Origin of the sequence: Acinetobacter portensis, assembly GCF_009372215.1 — a bacterium.
Taxonomy (GTDB): Bacteria; Pseudomonadota; Gammaproteobacteria; order Pseudomonadales; family Moraxellaceae; genus Acinetobacter; species Acinetobacter portensis.
In genome coordinates this window covers 48488-61988 of the sequence record NZ_LWRV01000080.1, presented here as the reverse complement: position 1 = coordinate 61988, position 13501 = coordinate 48488, and the positions used below count along the sequence as shown (strand labels likewise).

Annotated in this window: 12 protein-coding genes; 6 read left to right on the top strand and 6 right to left on the bottom strand. The window is 36.2% G+C overall.

What is annotated here, in order from left to right; translation table 11 throughout:
• Positions 1-68 precede the first annotated feature (68 nt).
• Complete coding sequence (locus A6M14_RS09340; RefSeq protein ID WP_152874677.1) at positions 69-857, top strand: tRNA threonylcarbamoyladenosine dehydratase; 789 nt, start codon at positions 69-71, stop codon at positions 855-857.
• 105 nt (positions 858-962) lie between these two features.
• On the opposite strand, the gene A6M14_RS09335 is transcribed toward A6M14_RS09340, so the two are convergent.
• The 4 genes from A6M14_RS09335 to A6M14_RS09320 form a co-directional block, all read right to left on the bottom strand.
• Positions 963-2093, bottom strand: a complete 1131-nt coding sequence (locus A6M14_RS09335; protein WP_152874676.1) for an alpha/beta hydrolase — start codon at positions 2091-2093, stop codon at positions 963-965.
• A gap of 366 nt (positions 2094-2459) precedes the next feature.
• On the bottom strand, positions 2460-3467 hold the full coding sequence (dusA, locus tag A6M14_RS09330) for a tRNA dihydrouridine(20/20a) synthase DusA (RefSeq protein WP_152874675.1): 1008 nt from the start codon (positions 3465-3467) through the stop codon (positions 2460-2462).
• A gap of 399 nt (positions 3468-3866) precedes the next feature.
• On the bottom strand, positions 3867-5048 hold the full coding sequence (locus tag A6M14_RS09325) for an MFS transporter (protein ID WP_152874674.1): 1182 nt from the start codon (positions 5046-5048) through the stop codon (positions 3867-3869).
• Between the two features lie 141 nt (positions 5049-5189).
• Entirely contained in the window at positions 5190-6113 is a 924-nt protein-coding gene (locus tag A6M14_RS09320; RefSeq protein ID WP_152874673.1) for a DMT family transporter, read from the bottom strand.
• Between the two features lie 801 nt (positions 6114-6914).
• On the opposite strand from A6M14_RS09320, the gene A6M14_RS09310 reads away from it, so the two are divergent.
• From A6M14_RS09310 to A6M14_RS09290, 5 genes are all read left to right on the top strand, one after another.
• Positions 6915-8042 carry a Re/Si-specific NAD(P)(+) transhydrogenase subunit alpha gene (locus tag A6M14_RS09310; protein ID WP_152874672.1) on the top strand — a complete coding sequence of 376 codons (1128 nt, stop codon included), beginning with the start codon at positions 6915-6917 and terminating at the stop codon, positions 8040-8042.
• A gap of 11 nt (positions 8043-8053) precedes the next feature.
• Positions 8054-8377 (top strand): proton-translocating transhydrogenase family protein, encoded by a 324-nt coding sequence (locus A6M14_RS09305; RefSeq protein ID WP_004783638.1) that lies wholly within the window; start codon positions 8054-8056, stop codon positions 8375-8377.
• 3 nt (positions 8378-8380) lie between these two features.
• A complete protein-coding gene (locus tag A6M14_RS09300; RefSeq protein WP_152874671.1) occupies positions 8381-9823 on the top strand; it encodes an NAD(P)(+) transhydrogenase (Re/Si-specific) subunit beta in 1443 nt (480 codons plus the stop codon).
• 391 nt (positions 9824-10214) lie between these two features.
• A complete protein-coding gene (locus A6M14_RS09295) occupies positions 10215-11549 on the top strand; it encodes an ammonium transporter (protein WP_152874670.1) in 1335 nt (444 codons plus the stop codon).
• A gap of 11 nt (positions 11550-11560) precedes the next feature.
• A complete protein-coding gene (locus tag A6M14_RS09290; protein WP_152874669.1) occupies positions 11561-12172 on the top strand; it encodes a hypothetical protein in 612 nt (203 codons plus the stop codon).
• A 56-nt stretch (positions 12173-12228) separates the two neighbouring features.
• On the opposite strand, the gene rsfS is transcribed toward A6M14_RS09290, so the two are convergent.
• Together rsfS and A6M14_RS09280 are read right to left on the bottom strand one after the other, a co-directional pair.
• A complete protein-coding gene (gene rsfS, locus A6M14_RS09285) occupies positions 12229-12630 on the bottom strand; it encodes a ribosome silencing factor (protein ID WP_152874668.1) in 402 nt (133 codons plus the stop codon).
• 90 nt (positions 12631-12720) lie between these two features.
• The gene (locus tag A6M14_RS09280) at positions 12721-13500 is read right to left on the bottom strand and encodes a hydroxypyruvate isomerase family protein (RefSeq protein ID WP_152874667.1); all 780 of its coding nucleotides are present in this window, start codon (positions 13498-13500) and stop codon (positions 12721-12723) included.
• Between the last annotated feature and the right edge of the window lies 1 nt (position 13501).

Here is a 13501-nt window from a genome sequence, read left to right as displayed (position 1 = left end):
GATAAACAAGACGAATGATGTGAAACACAGTAAAATAAACTCAGTTTTAATTTAGATTTTATAGTGCAATGACTGAACTTCTTCAAGATGATGAATATGATCGCCGTTTTGCTGGTGTCGCTAAAATATACGGTGATGATTCCTTTAATCATTATGAAAAAAGTCATGTAATGGTGATCGGTATTGGTGGTGTTGGTTCTTGGGCTGTTGAAGCGCTTGCACGTACTGGTATTGGCGAATTAACTTTAGTTGATATGGATGTCGTTGCAGCATCTAATATTAATCGTCAGCTTCCTGCAATGACATCTACTTTGGGGCATGAAAAAATTGAAGTGATGGCAGAGCGTTGTCGTTCAATTAATCCAAGAATAAAAATTAATTTAATAGATGATTATTTAACACCTGAAAACGTCTCTGAAATTTTAAAAGGTCAGCCTGATTTAATTTTAGATTGTATTGATGATGTGAAAGCAAAATTTACACTGATGTTGCATTGCCGTTTTAATAAAATTCCGCTGATTGTATCTGGTGGAGCAGGTGGGAAACTCGATCCATTAAAAATTCGAGTCGCAGATTTATCTAAAACTGAACAAGATCCAATGCTTGCAAAATTGCGAACTCAATTACGTAGCAAAGGTATTTGTAAAAAGCCCAAAGAAAAGTTTGGTATTACCTGTGTTTATTCTATTGATAATCCTTTTTCTAGCGCAGATGTATGCCCAAGCGCAGGATTACGTTGTGGCGGTTATGGCTCTGCTGTTGTGGTGACTTCAAGTTTCGCTATGGTTGCGGTTGCTGAGGTTTTGAAAAAGCTAGATATTCTGTGGAACAATAAAAAAGCAAAAATGCTTGATTAATCTAAGGTTGAATAATTAAGGAAATTTAATTTATATTCTAAATTTCCTTAAATCCAATCTTAGATCAAGTTTAGCTATTACTGTTCAGAACGAAGTGATTGAAAATTATTTTTTAAACGAAGGCAGGTTAAAGTAAGTCCATTTTTCAAAATTGACTGGTTCTAAGCGAGAACGTTGGTTTGCTTTTGAGAGATTTCCCATAACATCACTCATATCTTCAGCCATAGGACTTAACGCATGTCCCAAGAAGTCACTTCTTACTGTGCTTGCATCAATAAGATCTATACCATTTAAATCAACTAGATCTTTTAATGGTTTTAAATAGCCAGCGCGAGGCAATTTATTCACTTTTTCTGAAATAGCTAAAGCTAAGTCTTTTTCAGAACCGTACAAAGTCACTGGAATATTGAAATCTTTTAGTTCTTGCAAAGCACTTCTGAAGTCTATGGTAGCTACATCTGGTGCTACAAATATAACGCCTTTAACATGTTGTTGAAGTTTAGGGTTTTTAGGAAACTCCTTACGAATGGTGGCTAGTAAAGCTTCACTTCCCATGCTATGCGCAATAAGGTAGAGATCTTGAGGTGCTTCTTCCACAAAATCATTTATGAATGCTGCAAATTTTTCTTGAGATTTAAAAACAGTTTTACGATCTTTTAGGTAGCCTGTAAGTCGAGCTTTAGATGGCCAGCTATAAAATATTGGTGTACCTTCAAATTTAAGGTCTTGTGCGAGCTCTGCTGTTTGAATGGCAGCATTCGCAAAATTTACGTTATATCCATGAAGTAAAACAAAGGCTTTCTTATTCGGATTTTGCTGAATACGTGAATAGAAATCTACTGGTTTTAATATTTCATTTTCGACCAAGTATGTATGCTTGTAGGGATCATTTTTGATTTCCCAAAATTTTTTAACGGCACTTGTTCCAATTTCTTTATTCAGTGGCACAGATACGATGGCTTGCCCCAATTGATAAGAGCGTTCACCCTTATAAATTCGATTACTAAATTGCTTATAGGGGTCATTTTTAGCTTTTGAAGCTCGATCGGTAGCGTAATAAGTCAGCCATTTCTTATAAGGTGGCTCATAAGGCTTAGCAGTCGTATCTGGTGTTGATTCAACTTTTGGTAATAACGTCTTATGAATTTCAATTGTTAAATTTTCTGAGTAATAAACATCAGATGGTCGTGGAACTGATATTTGAGGTTCGTTAGATTCTATTGGTGCAGACTGCACAATTGTTACTGAGTTTTTGTCAAAATATGGTTCACTTAAGATTTTACCATTGGTTAAGTAGCGAATATTATTGAAGATGCAGTGAATTTCTACATTTTTTTCCTTTTCAATAGACTGAAGAAGAGCTCTGTTTTTTTTCTTGGTACATTCAGACTTTTTTCAACCTGAATTTCTAGAATTTCATTGGCATAAGTGATATGGCTTAAAGACATAAGTAAAGCGCTTATCGTAAAAATATTTAATTTATTCATAAGGTTACTTTGGTTGTTTGAATTATTTTAATTGTATATGTTTTATGTAACTTTGTGTAAAAATACAGTAATAAATTAAAATCTAAAAAAAGCTCCCTTAAGGGAGCTTTTTTCATTATTTAAGTTCATTCTCTTTTAAATATTCTTCAGTACGTTGCATTGCATCTTTAATATTTTGAATGGCATTTTCAACATCTGCATACGTTTTTGCATTACCGCCACTTAAAGCCTGACGCCATTTTCGTGCACCCGGTAAGTTTTGGAATAAGCCTAAAATATGTCGAGTGATAATTGAAAGTGGTGCGCCTTCTTCCATACGTTTAGCAATGTACGGCATCATTTGATCCATAATATCGAAACGATTTGGCAGGTCTAAATTCCATAATTGACCGAGTTCAGCCAATAAATATGGATTATGATAAGCCTCACGACCAATCATCACACCATCCACATGTTTTAAATGTTCTTGTGTTTCATCAAAAGTTTTCACGCCACCATTAAGCTCAATTAAAAGATTAGGACGATCTTGCTTTAAACGATAAACATCTTCATAGCGTAAAGGCGGAACATCACGGTTTTCTTTTGGTGATAAACCTTGTAGCAAAGCAATGCGGGCATGAACGATAAAATTATTACAGCCTGTTTTTGCAACAGTATCTACAAAATGCAGCATCTCTTCATAAGATTGCATGTCATCAATCCCAATACGATGTTTTACCGTAACAGGAATATCAACAGCATTTTGCATTTCGGCAATACATTCTGCAACAAGGTCAGGCTCTGCCATTAAACATGCGCCAATTTTGTTGTTTTGTACACGGTCACTCGGGCAACCTACGTTTAAATTGACTTCATCATAGCCCCAGTCCTGTGCCATTTTTGTACAGATCGCAAGGTCTTTTGCATTCGAGCCACCGAGTTGTAAAACAATAGGATGTTCTTCATTGTTGTAATCTAAATGACGATTTGCGCCACCAAATAGAATTGCACCCGTCGTCACCATTTCGGTGTACATGATGATATTGGGGTTAAATAGACGTGCAAAAAATCGATAGTCTTTTGTTGTCCAATCCATCATAGGTGCTACTGAGATACGTGGCGTTAAAGACTGGATTGAAGACATAAAAAACCTGAATGAGATAACAAGAATGCGAATTATACGGTGTTTATAAAAAAAATCTAATTTTGAGTGTTTAAAGATGATGGATCTTACATTTGAAAAAATAGGAAATTTTTTGTTAGGTTAATAAAATTAAACAGATTTAAATGTTCTGATTTTTAATATTTTGATTTGTTTTTAGTCTGAATATTAATGAAACAAAATAATAAATATTTATAATAAACAGTACAATATATATTAACAATATTAGTTAATTCTATTAAAAGGTAAGTGTTTGAAAATTTGTGCGCCGAAAAGTGTATGAAACCTTCTTAATTTTTACGTTAGCTGATTAGGGGGTGTTTGGAGAAAAATACTAAGTCTTTTGTTTGTTAAAAAGCCTAATTAGTAGAGAGTTTAATTTTATTCAGCTTTTGAAAGATATTTTTTATCTAATAACGCAAAAATTGCAGCGGCAATAACTAAGCAAATGCCAACAATACAACTCATTTCCCAAGCGCCATGTCTCCAAGCATAAATACCAAGTGCTGAACCCGTTGCACCGCCAATAAAGTACATGGTCATATAAATTGAGTTGATGCGTGATTTTGAATCTTCACGTAGACGAAACACAATATTTTGGTTACTGGTATGAACTAAGGCAAGTCCAAGATTAATAAGTCCAAAACCAATAATGTAACTAATTAAATAATACTGTCCTAAATAAAGAAAAATCCAACTTATAGCTAAGGTTGAAATACCTGCCCATGTAATGGTTTTGGTATGACCACGGTCAGCAAATTGCCCAACTTTTTTGGTCGATAGCGCACCAAATACACCCACTAATGTCACAATACCTACGGTCATATCAGATAAGCCAAAGGATGATTTAAGCAACAATGCAATGGTTGAAAACAATACGCTCATCGCTGCAAAGGCAAAACCACCCACACAAGAACGAAAAATTAAACGAGGCTCCTGTTTTAATAAATCGAGCATGGAACTAAAAATTTTGCCATAGCTCATTTTTGTAATGGGCAATTGTGGTAAACGAGTTGATAGTAATACCGCAATAATTAACATGAGCACGGCACTGACTAGATAAATCACATTCCAATGAAATAAATTAGAAAGTAGTCCAGATAAACTTGTTGAGAGTAAAATACCAACAAGTAAACCGCTCATGAGTAGGCCAACAACTTCGCCAATTTTTTTAGGTGCAACGCTCATTGTCGCAAATGGAATAAGGACTTGGGCTGCAACAGAAAATAGTCCAGCCATAATTGTACCTACCCATAACATGGGAAGATTTACTGAAAATGCGCATAAAAAAAGCCCGATAGATGCCATGAACATCAATAGTGGAATGAACTTGGTTTTATTTACAATGTCGCCTACAGGCACAATAAAAAGTAAGCCTAATGCATAAGATACTTGCGCAAAGGTAACAGTGAGCGCAACTTGATCAATAGGTGCTTGAAAGTATTCGTGTATTGAGTTAATGAGTGGCTGGCTGTAATAGTTCGCTCCCGCACACAGTCCACACGCTATAGCCATTAACCAAAGTAAGGCTTTATCTTGGCTAATATCAATTTTAGACTGCATTCTTTTTCCTTAAAGACAAACGAACATGGTATTTACCGAGTGTGCATTTAACTCAATAGATTTTAGCGGATTGTGCAAAGTGCGAATCAGCTTAATTGGGTACCGTATAATTGCATAAATAACACGAGATCTTTATTGTATTTATGCAAGTTTTTTCTTGGCTAAAGTAATCATAAGCACGCCAATAATATTTAAAGCACATCCAATCCATTGAATAGTATTTAAGCTTTCACCTAAAAATAATGTTGCTAAGATAATGGTGAGGATAGGACCAATTGAAGCAATCATTGCTGTTTGGGATGCGCCCAATCTGGCAATACTTTGAGCGACTAAAATAGTCGGTAAAACCGTGACCAATAAGCCTAAGGCGATACCATACCAAATCACACTTGATGGTAAGGCTATAAGTAAGCCAATAGGATCGGGCGTTGCAATATAATAGTGTGTCAACATCCCAATGCAGGCAATGCTTAAAGCCAAACCACTGAAGTTCCAAGAGCCAAATTTACTAATTAAGCGTGGAGTGAGTAATAAGTAAGTTGCAAAGCTGATGGCACTTGCGAACACTAAACTTGCACCTAACCAAAAATTACCTTCGTGTGGCACATTACTTTGCTCTTGTAACATCACAATGACAGTACCACCATAACTTAGAGCAATGGCAAAAATACTTTTCGCACTTAATGGTTTCTTATAAATAAAGCTTGTCGCAATAACCGTCAATGTTGGATATAAAAATAAGATAATTCGTTCAAGCGAGGCGCTAATGTACATCAGTCCTGCAAAATCGAGCCAACTTGAAAGGTAATAACCAATTAAGCCTGCAATAATTAAAATTCCCCAATCTTTAGCTGCAATATTTTTATTGTGCGAACGATTCAACCAAACTAAAAGTAAAAAGAAAGGCAATGAACTCAGCATTCTTAAAGCCATTAAAACCGTACCATCAACAAGTGGTGAAAGTTCATAGGCTTGTTTAATGAAGATTGCTTTGGTACTAAATAAAAATGCAGCTGTAACGGCAAAAATAGTACCGACTTGCGTTTTGGTAAAAGATAAATTCATTGGGTACTGCACATTTTAGGGAGGGTAGATGGCTATAGGCAGTATAAAGACTTATTGAAAATAGGTTAAATGCAAAATAATGATGGAACCAAGAACATCTTGGAATGAAACGTTAAGCATGAAATCTTTCTAGGAATTATGAGTGCACAAAAAGAGTGCAATAAATGAAACGTTATAAATTGTCTAAATGATTAAATATATATTTTTTGAAACATTTAGATTTATCAAAAGCATTAAATCATTAGATGTGTGGAATATAAATTGAATTTCATTGTCTTTTAACTATAGAAATACTTCTTAATTTTATGAATTTAATAATGCAAAATTAAACTGAATTAAATCTATTTCTTTTGTGTTGTTTAAAAATAAAACAATGTCAGTTAAGTCAATGCCATTAAAAATTGTGCTACAAAAACCTATAAAAAGGCTATCGTTGTTAGAAATTTTAAAGAATAAAAAATTATTGAAAAGTTGATCTTTTCTGTCAGAAATTCCAGTCTAAATTTTAAGCTAAAAAAATAAGCATCGTATTCCGTTAATCTTCATATCTTAAATGTAAAAATGGTTGAAAATAGTACATAAAAAATAAGATTTTCACTTCAGTAAATGCATGTTGTTTATAAAATAGCATTATTTTTTTTATGAATTGTCAGTTCAAATTTCCTATATTTATTAAATAAATAGTAGGTAGTAATTTAAAAAACTTTCATTAGAATCCAAAAAAGCAAAGAAATTATATCTTGTGGGGAATGCTGCATATTTGCAGTGTTTACTAAAGGAAAATTAGCTTGAGGGATGCTCATGCAGATAGGAATTCCAGCAGAAACGATTGTCGGTGAAAACCGAATTGCCGCTACGCCAGAGACTGTAAAAAAGTTGATTGGTGCAGGACATTCAGTCGTTATTGAACGAAATGCAGGTGTGAAAGCAGCATATATTAATAGTGCTTTTGAACAAGTTGGGGCAAAAATTGTAGATGATGCCTATACAGGCAGTCAGATTATTTTGAAAGTTCGTGCGCCTAAAGGTGACGAAATTCAAAAGTTAGCGCCACACTCAACTGTTGTTGCAATGTTTGATCCTTACCGTAATACAGAATTGGATCAATTTGCAGCGAAACAAGTTTCTGCTTTTGCATTAGAGCTGTTGCCTCGAACATTATCTCGTGCGCAAAACATGGATGTGTTGTCATCTCAAGCAAACTTATCTGGTTATAAGTCTGTGCTTTTGGCTGCTACAGAATATCAACGTATGTTCCCCATGCTCATGACTGCAGCAGGTACAGTAAAACCTGCGCGCGTGGTCATTATGGGCGTGGGCGTTGCAGGCTTACAAGCCATTGCAACGGCAAAACGCTTAGGTGCGATTGTTGAAGCAACAGATTTACGCCCAACGGCAAAAGACCAAGTGGAATCTTTAGGCGGTAAATGGTTAGACGTTCCAATGTCTGCCGAAGAACAACAAAAAGCTGCAGATGCTGCAAAAAATGGTTATGGCTGGATGCCGGGTGAAGAATATATTCGTGATCAAGCTGCAATTGTCGATAAGGCTGTCTCTAATGCAGATATCGTGATTACCACTGCGCTTTTACCGGGTCGTGATGCACCTCGATTAATTCAAGCGGAAACCGTTGCCAAAATGAAACCAGGTTCAGTCATTTTAGATATGGCTGTTGAAACAGGTGGCAATGTAGAAGGTTCAGTTTGTGGTGAAACAACTGTTACAGAAAATGGCGTGAAAATTTTAGGTGTTCCTAATATTCCTGCAACTGTTGCAACGGAAGCATCTGCGCTATACGCACGTAATGTTTACAATTTTGTTGAAACACTTTTTGATGCAGAAAAAAACTTTGTCATTAATCAAGAAGATGAAATTCAAAAAGCATTACTCGTGACTCATGGCAGCGAATTGCTGTTCAAACGTGGTTAAGGAGAATTTTCATGGTTGAAACTATTACAATTTTTGTCTTAGCCATTTTTGTTGGTTACTACGTGGTTTGGGGTGTTACACCTGCATTACATACGCCTTTAATGGCTGTAACAAATGCACTTTCATCAATCATAATTGTGGGGGCCATGATTCAAACGGTTGGCTTGCCTATGGTTGGTGTGGAAGGTAGTGTCGATTTCCAAACAATTAATGTAGTCAGTGTTTTAGGCGCAATTGCTGTTTTCTTAGCAAGCATCAATATTTTCGGTGGCTTTGCGGTAACTGCGCGAATGCTTGAAATGTTTAAACCAAAGCAAAAGAAAAAAGAGGGTTAAGACATGGATTTTATTCGAGACTATGCAGATTGGTTTTATCTGATTGGCGCCGTACTTTTTATCTTAACTTTACGTGGTTTATCTGGTCCTAAAACTGCTATTGCAGGAAATCGCTATGGCATGATTGCAATGGCAATTGCTGTGCTCACCACATTTTTTGTGGCTGAAAACCCTGTGGTTTGGATGATTATTGGTGCAATGGTACTAGGTGCAATTGTAGGTATTGCTCGCGCACGTACTGTTCCAATGACACAAATGCCAGAAACAGTTGCGTTAATGCATTCATTGGTTGGTTTAGCTGCGGTGCTTATTGCTGTTGCAGCCATTATTCACAACAATAAATTAGCTGAATTAGATGTTGGTTTACTACAAGCGAATGGTGTGAATTTCCACGAAATGAGCAAAGTTCATTTGTTTGAATTATTCGTAGGATGTTTTGTGGGTGCAATTACTTTTACTGCTTCTGTATTTGCATACGGTAAATTAGCAGCAAAAAAATGGGCAAAAACCATTTCAGGTGTATGGGTTAAACCTGTTCAAGCATTAATCTTCATTGCAATGCTCGGCTTTGGTGTACATTTCTTTTTAACAGGAAATATGACTTCTTTCTGGGCAATGACAGGTCTTGCACTTGCATTTGGTTGGGTTTGGATTGCACCTGTAGGTGGTGGTGATATGCCTGTGGTTGTCTCACTTCTCAATTCATTTTCAGGTTGGGCCGCAGCAGGTATTGGTTTCACATTAGAAAACAATATGTTGATCGTTGCAGGTTCGCTTGTGGGTTCTTCAGGTGCGATTCTGTCTTACATCATGTGTAAAGCGATGAACCGTTCAATCATCAATGTATTATTTGGTGGTGCGATGGGCGGTGCTGCACCTGTAGTTGCAGTAGGAGATAAAGCACCACGCAACCATCGTTCAGGTTCAGCAGATGATGCAGGTTTCTTAATGTCAAATGCTGACAGCGTTGTGATTGTACCAGGTTATGGTATGGCGCAAGGTCGTGCACAAAATGCGGTAAAAGAACTAGCGAACATCTTAAAAGAGCAGGGTGTAACTGTTCGTTTTGCCATTCACCCAGTGGCAGGTCGTATGCCGGGTCATATGAACGTATTACTTGCAGAAGCAGACGTCCCTTATGAAGACATCTTGGAGATGGATGAAATCAACTCTGATTTTCCTGCAACAGATGTGGTGCTTGTGATTGGTGCAAATGACGTTGTAAACCCTGCGGCAAAAGACGATCCAAGCTCCCCAATTTATGGCATGCCAATTTTGGAAGCACATAAAGCACGCACAATTATGGTGATCAAGCGTTCTATGGCAACAGGTTATGCGGGTTTAGATAACGACTTGTTCTATAATGATAAAACCATGATGATTTTTGGTGATGCGAAAAAAGTTGTTGAAGATATGACAAAAGCCATTAATGGCAATGGTCACTAATCCGAAAATCTTTCCAGCCCTTCTTTTATAAAGAGGGGAATTTGGAGCATAAAAACCACCTTTCGAGGTGGTTTTTTATTTGGGTTAATTAAAACAAGTTTTAGTATTTAATTTTTTTTATGAAGATGATTTGAGCTTAAAAAGCTTAGATTAAAAGGTGAAATAGATAAGCTGCATATTATTGATGCGCAAAAATAAATGTGATTTTAAATAGTGCATATCTTGAGAATAATTTTGTGAAATTTTGAATAAAAACTTTGGGTAAAGAAAAGACATCATCATAAAAACACTAAAATAGTGCATGAATTTATGACTTTAATGAGAGTGAAAAATAGCCGAATAACTTGGCACAGTTGTTGCAATTTTATGCTTCAATCTTGGGGGATTGTGCATGAAAAAAATAAACTATTTGGCATTGCTACTTTTAGCAATGTGTTCAACTGCTTGGGCTGACGAAACGCTAACAACAGCAAAAAACATTCAAGAAATACGAATTTCACTTGATAGTGTTTGGGTGATCTTGGGGGGGATTTTAGTATTCTTTATGCAGGCAGGCTTTGCACTTGTAGAAAGTGGCTCTGTACGAAGTAAAAATACAGTGAATGTTTTAATGAAAAACTATATGGATGCTTGCCTTGGTGGCTTAGTTTTCTGGTTAGTTGGTTTTGGTTTAATGTTTGGTGTGAATGGTACAGGATGGTTTGGATTCAGCCATTTTGCTCCAAATGATTTAGATGATTGGAACTGGAATTTACTCTTCTTTCAAATGATGTTTGCTGCAACAGCAACCACAATTGCAAGTGGTGCAATGGCAGAGCGGATTCACTTTGTTGCTTATGTCGTGAGTGCTGCTGTGGTATCTGGCTTTATTTATCCAATTTTTGGTAGCTGGGCATGGGGTGGCTTATTCAACGGTGAGGGGTGGTTAAAGCAACTCGGCTTTATTGATTTTGCAGGATCAACAGTAGTGCATTCAATGGGGGGATGGGTCGCTTTTGCAGGAATTATAGTTTTAGGTCCACGTTTAGGCCGTTTTGGTAAAAATGGGCAAAGTCACTATTTAGCAGGACATAACATGCCTTTGGTGGCATTGGGTGGTTTTATTTTATGGCTTGCATGGTTTGGTTTTAACGCAGGCTCAACCATTAATGCCAATGTGAGCATTGGTCGTATTGCATTAAATACACACTTGGCAGCATGTGCCGCAGCCGTAACTTATATGATTTATGCATTAGTGCGTGGTAAAGCCATTTTAATGAAAACAACCATTAATGCATCTTTAGGTGGACTTGTTGCTATTACCGCAGGTTGTGCATCGATGACACCGTTATTTGCTGTTATTACAGGTGCTTGTGCAGGGTTAGTGGTCAGCACAATGCCATATTTAATGGAAAAATTACGCTTAGATGATGTTGTAGATGCAGTTACAGTTCATGGTTTTTGTGGTGCTTGGGGGACTATTGCAGCAGGATTGTTCTTAGAAAATAACATGTTTAATTCAGATATTTTAATTGTTCAAGCTTTGGGCGTGGTGTCTGCATTTGCTTGGGGTTTTGGTGTTGCATATATCGTATTTAAAATTTTAAATAGCGTGCTAGGTGGCTTACGTGTAGATAAGCAGCATGAACAACGCGGCTTAGACTATACAGAACATGCAGAATTATCTTATCCCGAGTTTCAAAAAGATGTGACGTTTGAAACAGACCATATAAATAAACGCCATTAAGGAGCTGAAAAATGTCGAGCGAATTATTGAGCATTAAACAAAAAAGAGAAGCAATAGGTCGTGGGCTAAGTGCTTATATGAACGAAACTTCATTGCAAAGAGTTTTAAGTTATTGGGAAGATGAATACGGTAATCAACCTCCTTTTGTTCTCAATAAGTTTCTGACCGAAATATGCAATACAGATGAGTTGCGCTTCTTTAAAAAAGACATTTTGAAGAAAGTTTTAGGTGAATTAGCAATAATTGAAAAAGAAGTGCTGATGAATCCTGTGAAATCTTCAGCTTTAAACAATGTCACTTTATCTAAGCAAACCTATGAAGCATTTATGTATTTTGTTCAAGAGGTCTGTAAAACGGTTCATTTAAAAACTTTTGGTGAATTTAATATAGATGTACAAAATATATTAATTAATGAAAATTTTGAAATTTTGACCAATTCTCAAGTCAATGAAAAAGTTTTCTTAGATTTCATTCCTACGGAAATGTATGCAAAGTTTATTACGGCATTATATGAAGTATATTGTGAATATTATGGTCCGCCCAAAGCAGATCATGTTTATGCGCAGCTGAAAGAAAAAATTAAGCAGACTTATCCAAATGTAGAAATGAGTTCTTTGCTATAAAAATCAGGCAATAAAAAAGCGGCCATTGAGCCGCTTTTTTATTTGCTATATGAAACTTATGCTACAGATTCTGGAGTAGCGCGCCATAAGTTTTCTAGATCATAGAATTTACGTGCTGTTGGAAGCATTAAATGCACAACAACAAATCCAAGATCAACAAGAATCCACTCAGCATCACGTTCACCTTCAACACCAAGCGGGCGGAAACCAGCTTTACGTGCTTCTTCAGCTACGTTGTTTGCAAGTGATTTAACATGACGAGTTGATGTGCCACTAGCAATAACAATAGCATCTGCTACGTTGCTAATAAGGCTGATATCAAGTTCAACAATTTCTTTTGCTTTTACATCTAGGAGAGCTTCGCGTACAACTTTCAAGCAAGCTTGTACGTCTTTACTTTGAGAATTCATTGCGAGATCGTGAGAATTAGAAGCGCCGGGCGATGGTTCTAAATTCATAGAAGGTATATTTTCCTGACAATTATGCATGATCTAATATAGCTGTTTTTTAGCTAAAATTCAATCAAAACTATTTTTGGGCTTAAAGCTCTAAGCAAAATATTTATTTTTCCATGCAAAAGAAAGTGTAGAACTTTGTAAAGGTCTGTATTCTGCGGCAATAAAACCTGTGTAATGACTTTGTTTTAGCCAGTTGAAAATTTCTGCATAAGTGATATTGGCTGTATCGGGTTCATGTCTATTTGGACAGTCGGCAAATTGAATATGACCAATGTTTTCGATATTTTCTTGTAAAGCTTCTAAAACATTTTCACCCATCATTGCCATATGGTAGCAATCGAATTGCATTTTTAATTTTGGGTTTTGAATAGCCTCAAGAATTTCTTGTGCTTGGGCAATATTTTGTACTAAAAACCTTGGCATATCTGTGCCATTAATCATTTCAAAAACGGGCTGAATTTGATGTTCAGCAAACAGATGACATGCGAGTTTTAAATTGCTTGCAAGTGTATTCAAGCAGGGTAAAAGGTCGGCATCTAATGGCTGTTTGCCTGCCAAAATATTGATACTTGGAACTTGAAGTGCCGTTGCATATTCAATGGCAAGTTTTAAAGCTTGATGGAATTCATTTTCTTTGCCGGGGATACCTGCTAAACCATTACCTCCTTGCATTAAATCTCCTGCAGGAACATTAATTAGGCAAATATTTAAATCGTGCTGTTTTAACTGATCTTGAATATCTTCAATACTGAGTTCATAAGGAAATTGAATTTCGACATGTTTAAAACCGTGTTCTTTTGCTAAAGCAAAACGCTCAATTAGCGGAACTTCAGTGAAAATCATAGAGATATTAACTGCGAGTTTAGACATA

Coding starts and splice junctions, on each gene's coding strand:
- A6M14_RS09280 (WP_152874667.1), bottom strand. CDS start 13,500: ATGTCTAAACTCGCAGTTAATATCTCTATGATTTTCACTGAAGTTCCG.
- rsfS (WP_152874668.1), bottom strand. CDS start 12,630: ATGAATTTAGAACCATCGCCCGGCGCTTCTAATTCTCACGATCTCGCA.
- A6M14_RS09290 (WP_152874669.1), top strand. CDS start 11,561: ATGTCGAGCGAATTATTGAGCATTAAACAAAAAAGAGAAGCAATAGGT.
- A6M14_RS09300 (WP_152874671.1), top strand. CDS start 8,381: ATGGATTTTATTCGAGACTATGCAGATTGGTTTTATCTGATTGGCGCC.
- A6M14_RS09340 (WP_152874677.1), top strand. CDS start 69: ATGACTGAACTTCTTCAAGATGATGAATATGATCGCCGTTTTGCTGGT.
- A6M14_RS09295 (WP_152874670.1), top strand. CDS start 10,215: ATGAAAAAAATAAACTATTTGGCATTGCTACTTTTAGCAATGTGTTCA.
- A6M14_RS09325 (WP_152874674.1), bottom strand. CDS start 5,048: ATGCAGTCTAAAATTGATATTAGCCAAGATAAAGCCTTACTTTGGTTA.
- A6M14_RS09320 (WP_152874673.1), bottom strand. CDS start 6,113: ATGAATTTATCTTTTACCAAAACGCAAGTCGGTACTATTTTTGCCGTT.
- A6M14_RS09310 (WP_152874672.1), top strand. CDS start 6,915: ATGCAGATAGGAATTCCAGCAGAAACGATTGTCGGTGAAAACCGAATT.
- A6M14_RS09305 (WP_004783638.1), top strand. CDS start 8,054: ATGGTTGAAACTATTACAATTTTTGTCTTAGCCATTTTTGTTGGTTAC.
- dusA (WP_152874675.1), bottom strand. CDS start 3,467: ATGTCTTCAATCCAGTCTTTAACGCCACGTATCTCAGTAGCACCTATG.